Source organism: Streptomyces vietnamensis (assembly GCF_000830005.1).
In the GTDB taxonomy this organism is placed as follows: domain Bacteria; phylum Actinomycetota; class Actinomycetes; order Streptomycetales; family Streptomycetaceae; genus Streptomyces; species Streptomyces vietnamensis.
The window spans coordinates 8,256,398-8,274,083 of record NZ_CP010407.1 but is presented as its reverse complement, the minus strand read 5'-3'; the positions used below and the strand labels follow the sequence as shown (position 1 = coordinate 8,274,083).

Here is a 17,686-nt window from a genome sequence, read left to right as displayed (position 1 = left end):
GCGGTGGCGGCGGGGGTGTTCACAGGCTCTGGGCCAGACGGTGGTAGGCCTGGTTCCAGCGCAGCTCGCGCGTGAAGCGCCGGATGGTGGTGTCCTCGTCGATGACGGCGAGTTCGGTCCGGAGCATCTCGGCGAGGTCTTCGAGCTCCTCGCCGCCGAGAGCGGTGGTCAGGACGGTGTGGTGCGGTGCTCCGGCCGTCAGCCAGGCCTCGGTCGAGGTACGGAGGTCGGGGCGGGGGCGCCAGACGGCGCGGGCGACGGGGAGCCGGGGAAGCGGCTCGGGCGGGGCGACGACGTCGATGTGGTTGGCGACGAGGCGGAACCGGTCTCCCATGTCGGCGAGACCGACGACGACGGCCGGACCGGGGTCCGCGTCGAAGACGAGGCGGACCGGGTCTTCGCGTCCGCCGATGCCGAGCGGGTGGATCTCGCAGGCGGGCGTCGCCGTCGTGAGCGAGGGGCAGACCTCGAGCATGTGGGCGCCGAGGATGAGTTCCTGACCGGGCGTGAGGTCGTAGGTGTAGTCCTCCATGAAGGAGGTGCCGCCGGGCAGGCCGTGGGCCATCGCCTTCAGTGTGCGCAGCAGGGTGGAGGTCTTCCAGTCTCCTTCGCCGCCGAAGCCGTAACCGTCCGCCATCAGGCGCTGCACGGCGAGGCCGGGCAGCTGGCGCAGGCCGCCGAGGTCCTCGAAGTTGGTGGTGAAGGCGCGGAACCCGCCTTCGGTGAGGAAGGTGCGCAGGCCGGCTTCGATGCGGGCGGCGTAGCGCAGGGATTCGTGGCGCTCGCCGCCGGGCCGCAGCTCGGGCGCGAGGGCGTAGAGGTCCTGGTACTCCTTGACGAGGGCGTTGACGGTGTCGTCGGGGGTGGCGTCGACCGCGGCGACGAGGTCGTTGACGCCGTACGTGTTGACCGAGACCCCGAACCGCAGCTGTGCCTCGACCTTGTCGCCTTCGGTGACGGCGACGTCGCGCATGTTGTCGCCGAACCGGGCGAGTTTGAGGGTGGTGAGTTCGGATCGGCCGACGGCCGCGCGGGCCCATCCGGCGATGCGGTCGACGACGTCGGGGGTGGAGACGTGGCCGGCCACGGTCTTGCGCGGGACGCCGAGGCGGGTCTGGACGAAGCCGAACTCGCGGTCGCCGTGGGCGGCCTGGTTCAGGTTCATGAAGTCCATGTCGATGGTGGACCAGGGCAGTTGGCGGTTGGCCTGGGTGTGCAGGTGCAGCAAGGGCTTGCTCAGGGCGTCGAGGCCGGCGATCCACATCTTGGCCGGCGAGAAGGTGTGCATCCAGGCGATCAGGCCGATGCAGCGGTCGTCGGCGTTGGCCTCCAGGCAGACCGCGCGGATGGCGGCCGCGTCGGTGAGGACCGGCTTCCACACCAGGCGGACGGTCATCTGGGGCTGGCCGGCGAGGGTGTCGCAGATGGCGCGGGACTGGTCGGCGACCTGGGCCAGGGTGTCGTCGCCGTAGAGGGACTGACTGCCGGTGAGAAACCAGATCTCGCGGTCGGGCTGGGCGAGCGTCATGTCGGGTGTGCTCCTCGGAGGTGCTCGGGCGGAGAGGTCGGGCCGATGGGGAGGCTGGGGGCGGGGAGGCGCCCTGGTCAGTCGGTGGCGGCAACCCGCGCGGTGTTGCGGATCCGTCGCAGGCGGTGCAGGAGGAGGTCCGCGCCGGTGCCGAAGTGCTCGTGCAGGGCGCGGTACTCGCCGAACAGCGCGTCGTAGGCGTCCGCCCGTGCCGGGTCGGGCACGTACGCCTGGCGCTGGACGCTTCCCATGACGGAGGCGGCGGATCGGACGTCGGGGTAGGCGCCCGCGGCGACGGCGGCGTGAATGGCCGAGCCGAGCGCCGGCCCCTGTTCGGAGGTGCCGAGGGAGACGGGGCGGCGGAGCACGTCGGCGTAGATCTGCATGAGCAGCGCGTTCTTCTTCAGGCCTCCGGTGACGATGAACTCCTCGACGGGGATCCCGCCCTCCTCGAAGGCCTCGACGATCAGCCGGGTGCCGTAGGCGGTGGATTCGAGCAGGGCCCGGTAGACGTCTTCGGGCCGGGTGTCGAGGGTGAGGCCGGCGATGACTCCGGAGAGGTGGTGGTCGACCAGGGGGGAACGGTTGCCGTTCATCCAGTCCAGGGCGACCAGGCCGTGCGCGCCGACCGGCTGGTCGGCGGCCTTGCGGGTCAGGAGCTGGTGGAGGTCCTCGCCCGAGACCCGCGCCTCGGTGCGATAGCCCTCCGGTACGCCCTGCCGGAGCCACCAGGCGAAGATGTCACCGACCGCGCTCTGGCCGGCTTCGTAGCCGTAGGCGCCCTCGACGATGCCTCCGTCCACGACCCCGCAGATGCCGGGGACTTCGGCGAGGGCGGCGCCGTTGAGGACGTGGCAGGTGGAGGTGCCCATGATGGCGAGCATCCGCCCGTTCTCGACGGCGCCCGCCGCGGGCGCGGCCACGTGGGCGTCGACGTTGCCGACGGCGACGGCGATGCCCTCGGGGAGGCCGGTCCAGTGAGCGGCCTGGGAGCTCAGCCCACCGGCCCGGGAGCCCAGGGGGGAAAGCGGGTGTTCCAGGCGCGTGGCGGGGAAGTCGGCGAAGTCCGGGTGGAGCCCCGCCAGAAAGTCGGGCGAGGGGTAGGCACCGTCCTGGTGGATGCCCTTGTAGCCGGCGGTGCAGGTGTTGCGGGACTCGGTGCCGGTCAGCTGCCAGACGATCCAGTCGGCGGCCTCGATCCAGCGGGCGCAGGCGTCGTAGACGGCGGGGTCCTCCTCCAGGACCTGCAGGGCCTTCGCGTACTGCCACTCGGCGGAGATCTTGCCGCCGTACCGTGCGATCCACTTCTCGCCGCGGGCGTGGGCGAGGGCGTTGATGCGGTCGGCCTGCTCCTGGGCCGCGTGGTGCTTCCACAGTTTGGGCCAGGCGTGCGGGCGGTCGGCCCACTCGGGCATCAGGGCGAGCGGGGTGCCGTCCGGGGTCGTCGGCAGGACCGTGCAGGCGGTGAAGTCGGTGGCGATGCCGATGACGCGGGCGGGGTCGACCCCGGCGTCGGCGACCGCCGCCGGAACGGCGGTACGCAGGACGTCGCGCCAGTCCTCGGGGTGCTGCAGGGCCCAGTCGGGGCGCAGGGGGGCGCCGGTGGAGGGGAGGCGGTCCTCGATGACGGCGTGGCGGTACTCGTGGACCGCCGAACCGAGTTCGGCGCCGTCCCGGACCCTGACCACGACGGCGCGCCCGGAGAGGGTGCCGAAGTCGACTCCGATGGTGCAGGCCTCGGGATGGTGACGGGCTGCGGGGTCGGAAAGGGCGTGTGTGGTCACTATGCGGTCTCTCTCGTCATGAGCAGGGCCAGAGGAGCACCCTGATTGTTAACGCTCACAATTGGGTTGGACAAGAGTGGCGGGTAGTTCTGTCGAACATTCGGCAAGAAATCAAGCTCCTGAAGTGAGCGCTCACCTACACGCCGCGCAGCCCCCGGAGCCGCGACCGGTCCGGCATGAGGTGGGACGGTCGCGGAGAGGGGCATGGCGACCGGCGGGGTGGAGCGGTCGGCCGGCCGGTGTCCGGCGCGGCGCACCGACACGCGTGCGCCGCCGGACACCAGACACCAGACACCAGACACCAGCCGGCTACCGGCTACCGGCTACCGGCCACCGGCCACCGGCCACCGGCCACCGGCCGACACCAGCCCACCGACGGCCGACAGGGGGCCCGCCACCGGCGGTCGGAAGGCGGGGGCGAGAGCCGCCCCGCCCGTCAGGCTTCGCTCGGAGGGCGCGTGCTCGCCCGCATGATGAGCTGCGGCTCCACCAGGAGGTGCTCGGCCTTCCGGGCGCGACCCTCGATGTGGTCCACCAGGAGCCCGATGCTCCGGCGCCCGATGGCGGCGAAGTCCTGGCGGACCGTCGTCAGCGGCGGAGGGAAGAACTCGGCCTCCGGGATGTCGTCGAAGCCGGCGACGGCCACCTGCGCGGGGGTGCGGATCCCGCCCTCGCGCAGCGCCCGCAGGACGCCGAGCGCCATCTGGTCGTTGGCGACGAAGACCGCCGTGACCGGTGTCGCCCCGCGGCGGGCCAGGGCGAGCCCCGCGAGTTCCTGTCCCGCCCGGTACCCGGACAGCGGGCTCCAGTCCCCCGTCAGTACGCGCGGGGGCCGGATGCCGCTCTCCTCCAGGACGGCGCGCCATCCCGCCGTGCGGGCCTCGCTCTCCAGCCAGTCGTCGGGACCCGCCACGTGCCAGACGTTGCTGTGCCCGGCGGCGAGCAGGTGCTCGGTGACCATGCGGGCGCCGAGTTCCTGGTCGAGGGAGACGCCGGGCAGGTCGAGCTGATGACCGCCCTCCACGGTGACCACGGGGAAGGGTGCGTCCAGTTCGGCGAGCGCCTGCACGTGCGAGCGCTGCGGGGTGATGGCGACGACGCCCTCCACGCCCCAGGCCGCGAGGTGGTCGATGGCGTCCTTGAGGCCCTGGCCCGATCCGGTGCGCAGGCTGACGGTCGAGACGAGGTAGCCCTCCTCCCGGGCCGCCTCCTCCAGGCCGGTCAGGGTGCTGGCAGGGCCGTACAGGGCGGTGTTGACGGCGATGACGCCCAGCGTCCTCGTACGGCGCGTCACCAGGGCGCGTGCGGCGGAGTTGCGGCGGTAGCCGAGCCGCTCGATGGCCAGGGTGACCTGCTCGCGGGTGGCCGCGCGCACGTTGGGGTGACCGCTCAGCACCCGGGAGACGGTCTGATGGGAGACCCCCGCCTCTCGTGCGACGTCGGCCATCGTCGGCGGGCGGACGTCTTCCGCGGGATGCGCCACGTTCGCCTCCCTTCTCCCTGCTTACGGCTGTGTATCGATACGAGAAAAACCTTAGCGCCTCTTGTATCACGCCGTTGTGAGCGCTAACAATCTAGCTCGACCGGGGCGCCGACGCCCTGGTCACCCAGCCGGAACGGTGCCGTCCCGGTGGTGCGAGGACACGCGCCGCCGTCGAGCCCGTCCCCGGTCGGAGCCGCCCTCGATGACGGGATTGCCAGGTAACGCCCATGAAGAAGTTCCGATCCGTATCCGCCCTCCTGGCCGTGACCACCGGCTGCGCCCTGCTCCTGACCGCCTGCGGGCAGAACAGCGAGGGCGGCAGCCAGGAGTCGAAGGACAAGAAGGACCTCACCATCGGCATCGCCATGCCCACCAAGTCCTCCGAGAGGTGGATCGCCGACGGCCGGAACATGACCGCGAGCCTGAAGAAGGCCGGCTTCTCCACGACCCTGCAGTACGGGGAGGACAACGCCGACCAGCAGGTCGCCCAGATCGAGAACATGATCACCCAAGGTGTCGACGCCCTGGTCGTGGCCCCGATCAACGGCGAGGCGCTGTCCAACGTCCTCCAGCAGGCGGCGGACGCCCACATCCCGGTGATCTCCTACGACCGGCTCATCCTGGGCGCCCCGCACGTCGACTACTACGCCTCCTTCGACAACGAGAAGGTCGGCGAGCTCCAGGCCACGTACATCGTCGAGAAGCTGGGACTCAAGGCCGGCTCGAAGAAGGGCCCCTTCAACATCGAGCTGTTCGCCGGGTCGAACGACGACAACAACACCAAGTACTTCTTCGACGGCGCCATGAAGGTGCTGAAGCCCTACCTCGACAAGAAGCAGCTGGTCGTGCGCTCCGGTCAGACCCGGCTCAACCAGGTCACCACGCTGCGCTGGGACGGCGGAACGGCGCAGAAGCGCATGGACGACCTGCTGACCTCCTCGTACTCCACCGCCCGGGTCGACGCCGTGCTGTCCCCCTACGACGGCATCTCCATCGGCATCCTCTCCGCCCTGAAGTCCGACGACTACGGCAGCGCCGCCAAGCCGCTGCCGGTCGTCACCGGCCAGGACGCGGAGGTCGCCTCCGTGAAGTCGATCATCGCGGGCCAGCAGACGCAGACCGTCTACAAGGACACCCGCGCACTCGCGCAGGTCGCCGCCGACATGGTGACCGCCGTCCTCGCCGGCAAGAAGCCCGAGATCAACGACGACACCACCTACGACAACGGCAAGAAGGTCGTCCCGGCCTTCCTGCTCGACCCGGTGAGCGTCGACAAGTCCAACTACAAGAAGGTCCTGGTCGACTCCGGCTACATCGACGCCGGGGAACTGCGATGACGCCCATCCTCCAGATGCGGTCCATCGTCAAGACCTTCCCCGGAGTCAGGGCGCTGTCCGAGGTGACCCTGTCCGTGGAGCGCGGCGAGGTGCACGCCCTGTGCGGGGAGAACGGTGCCGGCAAGTCGACGCTCATGAAGGTCCTGTCCGGCGTCCACCCGCACGGGACCTACGAGGGCGAGATCCTCTTCGACGGCGAGCCGTGCCGGTTCAAGGACATCAGGGCCAGTGAGCAGCGCGGCATCGTCATCATCCACCAGGAGCTCGCGCTCGTTCCCTACCTGTCGATCGCCGAGAACATCTTCCTCGGCAACGAGCCCTCCCGGCGGGGGATCATCGACTGGCACGAGGCGCTGCGCCGTGCTTCCGAACTGCTCAGGCGGGTCGGGCTCGACGAGCACCCCGAGACCCGGGTCGCCGACATCGGTGTCGGCAAGCAGCAGCTCGTGGAGATCGCGAAGGCGCTGGCGAAGGACGTCCGCCTGCTGATCCTCGACGAGCCCACCGCGGCGCTCAACGACGAGGACAGCGCGAAGCTGCTGCGGCTGATGCGGGAGCTGAAGAGCCAGGGCATCACCTCGATCATCATCTCGCACAAGCTGAACGAGATCGCCGGGATCGCCGACTCCGTCACCATCCTGCGCGACGGGCGCTCCATCGAGACCCTCGACGTCAGGGACCCCGCCACCACCGAGGAACGCATCATCCGCGGCATGGTGGGCCGGGACCTCGACAGCCGTTTCCCCGACCGCACGCCGTACGAGGGCCCGGTCGGCGCCGAACCCGTCCTGGAGGTCCGGGACTGGACCGTACGTCACCCGCTGGACCGCGGCCGCAAGGTCGTCGACGGCGTCTCGCTCCGGGTCCGCCGCGGGGAGATCGTCGGCGTGGCGGGACTCATGGGGGCCGGCCGGACCGAACTCGCCATGAGCGTCTTCGGCCGTTCCTACGGCCACTACGAGCGGGGCACGGTGCTCAGGGACGGCCGTGAGGTACGGACCCGTACGGTTCCCGAGGCGGTCGCCCACGGCATCGCGTACGTCACCGAGGACCGCAAGCACTACGGTCTCGACCTCGGGGACTCCGTGAGCCGGAACATCTCGCTCGCGTCCCTCGGCGCCCTCGCCCGCCGCGGGATCGTCGACGGGCACGAGGAACGCAAGGTGGCCGAACGGTACCGGCGGACCATGAACATCAAGGCGCCGAACGTCCTCGAACCGGTCGGCCGCCTTTCCGGCGGCAACCAGCAGAAGGTCGTCCTCAGCAAGTGGATCCTCGCCGGACCGGACGTCCTCATCCTCGACGAGCCCACCCGCGGAGTCGACGTGGGAGCCAAGTTCGAGATCTACACCGTGATCGACCGGCTCGCCGCCGAGGGCAAGGCGATCCTCTTCATCTCCTCCGAGCTGCCCGAACTGCTCGGCATGTGCGACCGCATCTACACCATGGCCGCCGGACGGCTGACCGGCGAAGTCACCCGCGAGGACGCCACCCAGGAAGTGCTGATGCGGCACATGACGCAGGACTCCCCCGCACCGACGGCGGTCACCGCAGGCGCCGCCTCCACTGAAGGACACCAGGCATGAGCACCGACGTCAGCACGAAAACGACCGTCCCGGCGCCCCCGGGCAGCGGGTCCCCGTCCGCCGGGGCATCGGTGGCCCGGGTGCTCCTGGACGGCGTCCGGCGGAACATGCGCCAGTACGGGATGCTCTTCGCGCTCGGCCTGATCGTGCTCCTGTTCCAGGTCTGGACGGGCGGCGACCTCCTGCTGCCGCGCAACGTCTCCAACCTGGTGCTGCAGAACAGCTACATCCTCATCCTGGCCATCGGCATGATGATCGTCATCATCTCCGGGCACATCGACCTGTCGGTGGGCTCGCTGGCGGCCCTGGTGGGTGGCATCGGGGCGGTGCTCATGGTCGAGCACCACGTCTCCTGGCCCGTCGCGGTGCTCCTCGCCCTGCTCCTCGGAGCCGTCGCCGGCGCGCTGCAGGGCTTCTTCGTCGCGTACGTCGGCATACCGTCGTTCATCGTGACCCTCGCCGGCATGCTGCTGTTCCGCGGGCTCACGGAGATCTTCCTCAAGGGGCAGACGCTCGGCCCGTTCCCGAACGGGCTACAGAAGGTCGCCAACGGCTTCCTGCCGGAGATGGGACCGCAGACCAACTACCACAACCTGACCCTGCTCCTCGGCCTGGGACTGATCGCCTACGTGGTCTTCCAGGAGGTGCGGGACCGCCGCCGTCAGCGCGAGTTCGCCCTGGAGACGCTCCCCACCGGCCTGTTCGCGCTGAAGGTGACGGCGCTGGTCGCCGCCGTCCTGGTCACGACCCTGCTGCTCGCCAGCTACAAGGGCGCCCCCGTGGTCCTCCTGATCCTGGCCGCGCTGCTGGTCGGCTTCGGCTACGTGATGCGCAACGCGGTCATCGGCCGCCACGTGTACGCGATCGGGGGGAACCTGCCCGCCGCGAAGCTGTCCGGGGTCAAGGACAAGAAGGTCACCTTCGCGGTGTTCCTCAACATGGGAATGCTCGCGGCGCTCGCCGGGCTCGTCTTCGCGGCGCGCTTCAACGCGGCCTCGCCGAAGGCGGGCGTGAACTTCGAACTGGAGGCCATCGCCGCCGCGTTCATCGGCGGGGCGTCGATGAGCGGTGGCGTCGGGACCGTCCTGGGCGCGATCATCGGCGGCCTGGTCCTCGGCGTGCTCAACAACGGCATGAACCTCGTCGGGGTGGGCACCGACTGGCAGCAGGTCATCAAGGGCCTGGTGCTGCTCGCGGCGGTCGGCTTCGACGTCTGGAACAAGCGCAGGGCGGGCGCCTGACAGCCGCCCTGGACATGGCTGGCCCCGCCGGTACCTCCCCACCGGCGGGCACAGCCATGTCGTGTGTACGGGGCAAGGGTTCAGGCGCTGGTACGGAACCGCAGGACCGTCCTCGACCGGTACTCCTCACCGGGGAGCAGCACCGTCGACGGGTCGTCGGGGCGGTTCGGGGAGTCGGGGAAGTGCTGGGTCTCCAGGGCGATCCCGGCGCCCGCGCGGTACGGCGTACCGCTCTTGCCGAGGACCGTGCCGTCGAACTGCCCCGCGCTGTAGACCTGGATGCCGGGCTCCGTGGTGAGCACCTCCATGCGGCGGCCGGTGGCCGGCGCGTGGAGGACGGCGGCGCGGCGGAGGGCGCCGTCGGCGCGCGGGCTCAGGACGAAGTTGTGGTCGTACCCGCCGTCCGCGCCGGGCCGTGCGAGGGCCTCGGCGATCCCGAGCGGTCGGCGGAGGTCGAACGCGGTTCCGGCGACGGGGAGATGGTCGCCGGAGGGGATGAGATCCGCGTCGACCGGGGTGTAGTGGGAGGCGTCGACGGCCAGTTCGTGGCCGAGGATGTCGCCGGAGCCCTCTCCCTCCAGGTTGAAGTAGGCGTGGTTGGTGAGGTTGACCGGGGTGGGAGCGTCGGTGACCGCCGCGTACGAGAAGGCGAGTTCGTCCTCGCGGCCGACGAGACAGCTGACGGTGACGTCGAGGTTGCCCGGGAAGCCCTGGTCGCCGTCGGGGCTGCGCAGGTGCAGGAGCACGCCGGTCCACTCGGGGGTGTGCACGCTCTCGGCTTCCCAGAGCCGGGTGTCGAAGCCGTCCGTGCCGCCGTGCAGGCTGTGGCCGCCCTCCTGCGTGGTCAGCTGGTACGTCTCCGTCCCCAGGGAGAAGCGGCCGTGCGCGATGCGGTTGGCGTAGCGGCCGACGGTGGAGCCGAAGTACCGGGCGGTGGTGGCCGTGAGGGCCGGGTCGCGGGGAGAGAGGACGACGTCGGCCGGGGTGCCGTGGCGGTCGGGCACCCACAGTGCGTGGAGGCGGGCGCCGCGGGTGTGCACCTCCGCCGTGAGTCCGCCGGGGAAGCCGAAGGTCCAGCGCTCCCCCGCGTCCGGGCAGAGTTCGCGGACCGGCGGTCCTCCGGTGAAGGCGGGCGCTGCGGAGGCGGGCGATGCGGGTGCGGGCGTTGACGGGTTCATGGGAGTTCCTTGTCCGGAATGGGGTGCAGCCCGGAACGGGGGCAGGGAGTCCCTGCCCCCGTTCCGGGCGCGGTCGATGGGTGGCCGGGGCGGGTCATTCCGCCGTACGGGCTCCGCCGAAGAGGCGCTGAAGGAGGATGAAGACGAACAGCAGGCCGCCGATGACGATGCGCGTCCACCACGAGCTGAGCGTGCCCTGGAAGCTGATGATGGTCTGGATCAGGCCGAGGACGGTCACGCCCAGCGCGGTGCCCAGGACGAAGCCGGACCCTCCGGTGAGCAGCGTCCCGCCGATGACGACGGCGGCGATGGCGTCGAGTTCCATGCCGACGGCGTGCAGGGCGTAGCCGGACAGCATGTAGAAGGTGAGCAGCAGGCCGCCGAGGGCGGAGCACAGACCGCTCACGGCGTAGACCGCGATCTTGGTGCGTCCGACGGGCAGGCCCATGAGGCGGGTCGAGGACTCGTTGCCGCCCAGGGCGTAGACGGTGCGGCCGAAGCGGGTGTGGTGCAGGACGACGAAGGCGACGGCCAGGACCACCAGGGCGATGACCACGGCGGGCGAGACGAACAGGCCGCCGGGCAGGAGCACCCGGGTCTGCGCGATCCGCGTGGTCGTCGGGTCCGTGATGGAGATGGACTCGGTGCTGATCATGTAGCAGAGGCCGCGGGCGAGGAACATGCCCGCGAGGGTGACGATGAACGGCTGGATCTCGAAGGCGTGGATGACCCAGCCCATGAGGGCGCCGCCGCCGGCGCCGACGAGCAGGACCACGGGCACCGCGAGGGCGAGCGGCAGGCCGTTCTGTTCGACGAGCCAGGCCGTCAGCATGGTGGAGAGGGCCACCATGGAGCCGACGGACAGGTCGATGCCGCCGGTGAGGATGACGAAGGTCATGCCGATCGCCACGACGAGCAGGAAGCCGTTGTCGATCAGTACGTTGAGCAGGACCTGCGCGGAGAAGAAGCCTTCGTAGTTCAGGGAGCCGACCGAGAACATCGCGACCAGCAGGGTGGCCGTCACGATGAGCGGGAGGCGGGTGGCGTGCCGTACCGAGAACCGCTGGAGCGGCTTGGTGAGGGAGCTGAGGGTGGTGCTCACGGGTGGACCTCCTGCCGGCGGGCCGTCACGTCGGCGGCGGTGGGGGCCGGCACCGGTGCGACCGGTCCGCGCCTGCCGCGCTTGCGGGAGAGCCGCGCGCGGAACGCGGGCGACTGGACGAGACAGACGACGATGACGACCAGCGCCTTGAACACGAGGGTGGTCTCCGGCGGTACGCCGAGGGTGTAGATCGTGGTCGAGAGGGTCTGGATGATCAGCGCGCCGAGGACCGTGCCGCCGAGGGAGAAGCGGCCGCCGGTGAGGGCGGTGCCGCCGACGACGACGGCGAGGATCGCGTCGAGTTCGATCCAGAGGCCCGCGTTGTTGCCGTCGGCGCTGGACACGTTGGAGCTGATCATCAGGCCGGCCACCGCGGCACACAGGGCGCTGACCACGTACACGGTGACGAGGAGTCCGGACGCCCGGATGCCGACGAGACGGCTCGCCACCGGGTTGCCGCCCACCGATTCGATGAGCATGCCGAGCGCGGTCCGCCGGGTGACGAGGGAGGTCACGGCGACGAGCGCGGCGGCGAGCAGGACGGCGAAGGGGAGGGTGAGCCAGTAGCCGCCGCCGATCATCTTGTAGGCGGGGCTGGACACGCTGATGATCTGACCGTCGGTGATGAGCTGGGCCACGCCCCGCCCGGCGACCATGAGCACCAGCGTGGCGACGATGGGCTGGACGCCGAGGCGGGCGACGAGGAAGCCGTTGAGCAGGCCGATCGCGGCGGCGACGCCGAGCGCGATCACGATCGCGGTGAACACGGTGGAGAGGCTGCCGGGATCGGCCGCCGAGGCGATGTGCTCGCACGCGAGGGCTCCGGCGATGGCGACCGTCGAGCCGACCGAGAGGTCGATGCCCCGGGTCGCGATGACCAGCGTCATGCCGAGCGAGACGAGGATCAGCGGGGCGCCGAACTGGAGGATGTCGACGAGGCTGCCGTACAGGTGCCCGTTCTGGACGCGGACGGCGAGGAAGTCGTGGGTGAGCGCGACGTTTCCGAGCAACAGGGCGGCGAGGACGGCGGCGGGCCAGAACAGGGGGTGTCCGGTGAGCCGCCGGGTGCCGGGCGCCCGGGCCGGGCGCGTACCGGCGCCGGTGTCGTCAGGTGGGGTCATGAGGTGGCTCCGGTGGCGATGGTGCCCAGGATGCGGTCGGGCGTCAGGGTCGTGTCGTTGGGGAGGGTGGCGACGAGGCGGTGGTCGCGCAGGACGCCGACCCGGTGGCTCAGCCGCAGGACTTCCTCCAGCTCGGCGGAGATGTAGAGGACCGCCGTGCCCTCCGCGGCGAGTCGGGTCACCAGGCGCTGGATCTCCGTCTTCGCGCCGATGTCGATGCCCCGGGTGGGTTCGTCCAGGATGAGCAGCTCGGGATCGGTGAGCAGCCACCGGGCGAGGAGCACCTTCTGCTGGTTGCCGCCGCTGAGGTTGCGGACCTGGGCCTCGGGGGCGGCCGGGCGGATGTCGAGGACCTCGATCCACCGGGCGGCGATCTCGTCCTGCCGGGCGCGGGAGAGGGGTTTGGTCCAGCCGCGCGCGGCCTGGAGGGCGAGCACGATGTTCTCGCGGACGGTGAGTTCGCCGATGAGGCCCTCGGCCTTGCGGTTCTCGGAACAGAAGGCGATCTTGTGGGCGATGGCGGTGCGCGGGGAGCGCAGCGCGGTGGGTTCGCCGTGGATCCGCAGCTCGCCCTCGTCGGCGTGGTCGGCGCCGAAGAGGAGCCGGGCCGCCTCCGTGCGTCCCGAGCCGAGGAGTCCGGCGAGGCCGATGACCTCGCCGCGGTGGATGTCGAGGTCGTACGGCTGGATGGACCCGGCCCTGCCGAGTCCGGCGGCGCTCAGGAAGGGGACGTCCGTCCGGTCGCCGGTGGTGGCGGTGCCGGTCTGGGAGGTCTCGGCGAGCTCGTCCAGGGTGCGGAGTTCGCCGCCGACCATGCGGTGGACGAGGGTGACGGGCGTCAGCTCGTCGATCCGGTACTCGCCTTCGAGGCGGCCGTTGCGCAGGACGGTGACCCGGTCGCACAGGTCGAAGACCTGGTCGAGGAAGTGGGTCACGAAGAGGATCGCGACGCCCCGGTCGCGGAGCCGGCGTACGAGCGTGAAGAGCTGGGCGACCTCGTCGCGGTCGAGGCTGGAGGTGGGCTCGTCGAGGACGAGGACCTTCGCCTGGACGTCCACGGCGCGCACGATCGCGACGAGCTGTTGCACGGCGATCGAGTGCGCGCTCAGCGGCGCGCGGACGTCGAGGTCGAGTTCGAGCTCGGTGATGAGCTGCTCGGCGCGCGCGTGGAGGGCCTTCCAGTGGACGAGTCCCAGGCGCCGGGGCTCACGGCCGATGAGGATGTTCTCGGCGACGGAGAGGTTGGGGCACAGGTTCACCTCCTGGTAGACCGTGCTGATTCCGGCGTGCTGGGCCTCCAGGGGTTCGGAGAACCGCCGCTGGTCCCCGTCGATGGTGACGGTTCCCGCGTCGGGCGGGTGGACCCCGGTGAGCACCTTGATGAGGGTGGACTTGCCGGCGCCGTTCTCGCCCATCAGCGCGTGGACCTCGCCGGGGTGGAGGCGCAGGTCCACGCCGTCGAGGGCGAGGACGCCGGGGAAGGCCTTGCGGATGCCACGGGCTTCCAGGACGGGCCGGCCGGTGGAGGCCGGTGTGCCGGGGGTGGGTGTGCGGGGGGTGGGTGGGGCTGCCATCCGCCCTCCTCTCCTGAGGGGTCCGGGGGCGGCGCGAGGGCCGCCCCCGGTGCGTGCGGGCGGTGGGTCAGTACTGGCGGCCGGGCAGGGCGGCGGCGGCCTGGTCCTGCGTGAAGACGCCCTCCTTGGTCTCGACCCGTCGCGGCACGTCCTCGCCGGCCGCGACCTTCTTGGCGAGTTCCATCAGCTGGTCGCCGAGGAGCGGGTTGCACTCGACCACCACGTTGATCTTCTTCTCCTTCATGGCGACGAAGGCGTCCTTGATGCCGTCGACGGAGATCACCTTGATGTCGGTGCCCGGCTTCTTGCCCGCCTCCTCGATGGCCTGGATGGCGCCCAGGGCCATGTCGTCGTTGTGGGCGTACAGGACGTCGATGTCCTCGTGGGACTTGAGGAAGGCCTGCATGACCTCCTTGCCCTTGGCGCGGGTGAAGTCACCCGTCTGGGAGGCGACGACCTTGAACTTGGGGTCGCCCTTGATCGCCTCGGCGAAGCCCGCCTTGCGGTCGTTGGCGGGGGCGGAGCCGGTCGTGCCCTGGAGCTCGACGATGTTGACCGGCGCGGAGGTTCCCCCGTACTCCTTCACGAGCCACTTGCCGGCCTCCTGCCCCTCCTTGACGAAGTCGGAGCCGAGGAAGGTCCGGTAGAGGGAGGTGTCCTGCGAGTCGACCGCCCGGTCGGTGAGGATCACGGGGATGCCGGCGTTCTTGGCCTCCTTCAGGACGGTGTCCCAGCCGGACTCCACCACCGGCGAGAAGGCGATGACGTCCACCTTCTGCTGGATGAAGGTGCGGATCGCCTTGATCTGGTTCTCCTGCTTCTGCTGCGCGTCGGAGAACTTCAGCTCGATGCCCGCCTTCTCGGCCGCGTCGCGCACGGACTTGGTGTTGGCGGTGCGCCAGCCGCTCTCGGCTCCCACCTGGGCGAACCCGAGCACCAGCTTGCCGTCGGAGGAGCCCTTGCCGGTGCCGCCGGTGGTGCCGGTGGTCGCGGGCTCGGTGGTGCAGGCGGTCAGCACACCGCCGGCCAGGACGGCGGCGGTGATGATGCGGAGGGCTCTGTGGGCCATGTCGTGGTTCCTCTCGGGACGTGCGTCGTACCAGGCGGAGCCCTGAAGGAGATGGGCCCGGTGAAGGCGTGGCTGCGCAGGGGTGGTTGAGGCCGGGTGGGGCAGGACGAAGCGTCGGCCCCGACGATCGCGAGCCGGCGAATGCGACACATTGTGAGCGCTAACAGAGTTGTAACTCAAGGGCCTGTACGGTTGTTACCCGTTCTTGATGCGACCCGACAGGGAACATCGACCTAAAGGTTGTGAGCGTTAACACTCATGGTCGTCATTCCGTGCGCGATGACCCCCACCGCGTGCGGAGTTCGTTGTCGAGCAGGGACCAGAGGAAGTAGCCGCGCACGTCGGCGCCGTCGGCGATGGCCCGGTGGACCGCGGCGAGGTCGCCCCGTCAGGCGCTGGCGCGGGTGACCAGGCGCGTGGGAAGGATCAATGGGGTGGGGTTCTGCCCGTTGACGAGCGCGACGAGCATGCGCGCCATCTCGCGACCGAGACCCTCTATGGGCTGGTGCACCGTGGTCAGCGGCGGATCGGCGATCCGGGCCACGGCCAGGTCGTCGAAGCCGATCACGGCGACGTCGGCGGGGACGCGCCGGCCGGCATCGCGCAGCGTGCGCAACGCTCCCGCCCCCATGTTGTCGTTGGCGGCGAACACTCCGTCCAGGTCCGGGTGCCGCGCCAGCAGTACGGCCATGGCGGCCGCTCCGCTCGGCTCGGTGAAGTCACCGGCCTCCGGTGGACACGGTTCGAGTCCGGCCGCCAGCATGGCGTCCTGGTAACCGCGGTAGCGGGCACGTCCCACCTCGGTGTCCAGCCGTCCGCAGATCGTCGCGACCCGGGTCCGGCCGAGCGAGATCAGGTGCTCCGTCGCCGCGCGCGCCCCTCCGAGGTTGTCGACGTCCACGTACCACCGCGGGTCCAGACCGACCGGTCGCCCGCCGAACACCACGGGGATCTCCGCCTCTTCCGCCATACGGGCCAGCGGATCGTCCTCGCGCAGCGCCATCAGCATCACCCCGTCGGCCCCCTTGGACCGGAGGAGCTGCTCCACGCGCCGGCGCCCCCGGTCGGAGGCGGCCAGACACAGCATCAGGTGCAGGTCGGCGTCCTCCAGCGCGGCCGAGGCGCCCACGATCACCTGGGCGAAGAACGGGTCCGCGAAGATCGACGGATCCTCTCCCGAGACGACCAGGGCGGCCGCACCGGTCTGACGGGTCGCCAGCGCGCGGGCGGTCGGATGGGGAACGTAACCGAGCTGGTGGACGGCCCGTTCGACCGCCTCCCGTTTGGCGCGGCTGACGTGCGGGGCGTTGTTGAGCACACGGGAGGCGACCGACCTCGAGACTCCGGCCAGTTCGGCCACCTCGTCAAGGGTCGACTGCCGTCGCGGCACCTCTTCGGCCATGATCCGCCCTCCTGTCGCGACCTGAACGCCTGGAAGGGTGGAAGCGCTTCCAGTTGCAGGACTGTAAAGCCTTCTCACCGTCATGTGAAGTGCCGGTCAAACTGGCCCACTTGACAGGCTCAACAGGGCATCACACGATACGGCCACACCTCAGGGAAGTCGAAGCATGCACTGGGACCGCTTCCAGTGGGAGCGCTCCCACCTCCAGAGGTGTCGTACCACCGCACTTCCTCAGTGCGCCGCCCGCTCGGGACGAGAGCGTGCGGCGCGTCCCCCGTCAGGAATCGAGGTACCGCCATGCGCCGCCGAATCCGCACCCTCGCGGCAGCCTTCCTCGCGCTGCCGTTGGCGCTCGCCGTCGCGCCGTCCGCCCACGCGGCCGATCCGACCACCATGACCAGCGGGTTCTACGTGGATCCGAACTCGAGCGCGAAGCAGTGGGTCGCCGCCAACCCGGGTGACGGCCGGGCGCCCGCCATCAGCGCGTCCCTCGCCAACACCCCCATGGCCCACTGGTTCGGCTCCTGGAGCGGCACCATCGGCACCGCCACGGGCGCGTACGTCGGGGCCGCGGACTACCGGGACAAGCTGCCCGTCCTGGTCGCGTACAACATCTACCACCGCGACTACTGCGGCGGGCAGTCCGGAGGCGGCGCCGCCTCCCCGTCCGCCTACGCGAGCTGGATCGCCCAGTTCGCCGGTGGAATCGCCGACCGCCCGGCCGTCGTCGTCCTCGAACCGGACTCCCTCGCGGACTACGGATGCATGAACCAGGACCAGATCCGCGAGCGTCAGGGCATGATCAGCGGCGCCCTCGCCGAGTTCAACCGTCAGGCCCCCAACACCTGGGTCTACCTCGACGCCGGCAACCCCGGCTGGGTGAGCGCGGCGACGATGGCCCAGCGCCTCCACGAAGCCGGGCTCCGACAGGCGCACGGCTTCTCCCTCAACATCTCGAACTACTACACCACCGCCCAGAACACCGCCTACGGCAACGCCGTCAACAGCGAACTGGCCGCCCGCTACGGCTACACCAAGCCGTTCGTCGTCGACACCAGCCGCAACGGCAACGGCGCCAACGGCGAGTGGTGCAACGCCGCCGGCCGCCGCATCGGCACGCCCACCCAGCTGGGTGGCGGCGCCGAGATGCTGCTGTGGATCAAAGCCCCGGGCGAGTCCGACGGCAACTGCGGCGTCGGGACCGGTTCCACGGCCGGCCAGTTCCTCCCGGAGGTCGCCTACAAGATGATCTACGGCTACTGACATCCGACTCCTGTGGCC

At 70.5% G+C, this 17,686-nt stretch carries 13 protein-coding genes and 1 pseudogene; 4 read left to right on the top strand and 10 right to left on the bottom strand.

Features of this window, described 5'->3' with window-relative positions:
* Window positions 1-19: 19 nt before the first annotated feature.
* From araA to SVTN_RS36800, 3 genes are all read right to left on the bottom strand, one after another.
* Complete coding sequence (gene araA, locus SVTN_RS36810) at window positions 20-1,528, bottom strand: L-arabinose isomerase (RefSeq protein WP_041132956.1); 1,509 nt, start codon at window positions 1,526-1,528, stop codon at window positions 20-22.
* A 77-nt stretch (window positions 1,529-1,605) separates the two neighbouring features.
* Complete coding sequence (araB, locus tag SVTN_RS36805) at window positions 1,606-3,312, bottom strand: ribulokinase (RefSeq protein WP_041132955.1); 1,707 nt, start codon at window positions 3,310-3,312, stop codon at window positions 1,606-1,608.
* Between the two features lie 436 nt (window positions 3,313-3,748).
* The gene (locus SVTN_RS36800) at window positions 3,749-4,795 is read right to left on the bottom strand and encodes a LacI family DNA-binding transcriptional regulator (RefSeq protein ID WP_041132954.1); all 1,047 of its coding nucleotides are present in this window, start codon (window positions 4,793-4,795) and stop codon (window positions 3,749-3,751) included.
* A 227-nt stretch (window positions 4,796-5,022) separates the two neighbouring features.
* Here SVTN_RS36800 and chvE point away from each other — a divergent pair, with 227 nt between their 5' ends.
* The 3 genes from chvE to mmsB are packed head-to-tail and all read left to right on the top strand — an operon-like array spanning window position 5,023 to window position 8,959.
* A complete protein-coding gene (gene chvE, locus SVTN_RS36795; protein WP_041132953.1) occupies window positions 5,023-6,132 on the top strand; it encodes a multiple monosaccharide ABC transporter substrate-binding protein in 1,110 nt (369 codons plus the stop codon).
* On the top strand, window positions 6,129-7,718 hold the full coding sequence (gene mmsA / locus SVTN_RS36790) for a multiple monosaccharide ABC transporter ATP-binding protein (protein ID WP_041132952.1): 1,590 nt from the start codon (window positions 6,129-6,131) through the stop codon (window positions 7,716-7,718). Before chvE ends, mmsA begins: the two co-directional genes overlap by 4 nt.
* Window positions 7,715-8,959, top strand: coding sequence for a multiple monosaccharide ABC transporter permease (gene mmsB / locus SVTN_RS36785; RefSeq protein ID WP_041132951.1), 1,245 nt, complete (start codon window positions 7,715-7,717; stop codon window positions 8,957-8,959). Before mmsA ends, mmsB begins: the two co-directional genes overlap by 4 nt.
* Before the next feature lie 80 nt (window positions 8,960-9,039).
* Here the strand turns inward: mmsB and SVTN_RS36780 are convergent, their stop codons facing one another.
* The 7 genes and pseudogenes from SVTN_RS36780 to SVTN_RS36755 form a co-directional block, all read right to left on the bottom strand.
* Window positions 9,040-10,137 (bottom strand): aldose epimerase family protein, encoded by a 1,098-nt coding sequence (locus SVTN_RS36780; protein WP_078908654.1) that lies wholly within the window; start codon window positions 10,135-10,137, stop codon window positions 9,040-9,042.
* Window positions 10,138-10,231: 94 nt separating this feature from the next.
* The gene (gene yjfF, locus SVTN_RS36775; RefSeq protein WP_052499523.1) at window positions 10,232-11,239 is read right to left on the bottom strand and encodes a galactofuranose ABC transporter, permease protein YjfF; all 1,008 of its coding nucleotides are present in this window, start codon (window positions 11,237-11,239) and stop codon (window positions 10,232-10,234) included.
* Window positions 11,236-12,360 carry an ABC transporter permease gene (locus tag SVTN_RS36770; RefSeq protein WP_041132950.1) on the bottom strand — a complete coding sequence of 375 codons (1,125 nt, stop codon included), beginning with the start codon at window positions 12,358-12,360 and terminating at the stop codon, window positions 11,236-11,238. The genes yjfF and SVTN_RS36770 overlap by 4 nt, the downstream gene beginning before the upstream one ends.
* The gene (locus SVTN_RS36765) at window positions 12,357-13,934 is read right to left on the bottom strand and encodes a sugar ABC transporter ATP-binding protein (RefSeq protein ID WP_078908653.1); all 1,578 of its coding nucleotides are present in this window, start codon (window positions 13,932-13,934) and stop codon (window positions 12,357-12,359) included. The genes SVTN_RS36770 and SVTN_RS36765 overlap by 4 nt, the downstream gene beginning before the upstream one ends.
* Before the next feature lie 67 nt (window positions 13,935-14,001).
* On the bottom strand, window positions 14,002-15,003 hold the full coding sequence (locus tag SVTN_RS36760; protein ID WP_041132949.1) for an ABC transporter substrate-binding protein: 1,002 nt from the start codon (window positions 15,001-15,003) through the stop codon (window positions 14,002-14,004).
* Window positions 15,004-15,307: 304 nt separating this feature from the next.
* Window positions 15,308-15,391: pseudogene (locus SVTN_RS43955) on the bottom strand (family 1 glycosylhydrolase); the annotation flags it as partial.
* The gene (locus SVTN_RS36755; protein WP_052499522.1) at window positions 15,392-16,405 is read right to left on the bottom strand and encodes a LacI family DNA-binding transcriptional regulator; all 1,014 of its coding nucleotides are present in this window, start codon (window positions 16,403-16,405) and stop codon (window positions 15,392-15,394) included.
* Window positions 16,406-16,702: 297 nt separating this feature from the next.
* On the opposite strand from SVTN_RS36755, the gene SVTN_RS36750 reads away from it, so the two are divergent.
* Window positions 16,703-17,668: a glycoside hydrolase family 6 protein gene (locus SVTN_RS36750; RefSeq protein WP_041132948.1), complete on the top strand. Its 966-nt coding sequence runs from the start codon at window positions 16,703-16,705 to the stop codon at window positions 17,666-17,668.
* Window positions 17,669-17,686: the final 18 nt, after the last annotated feature.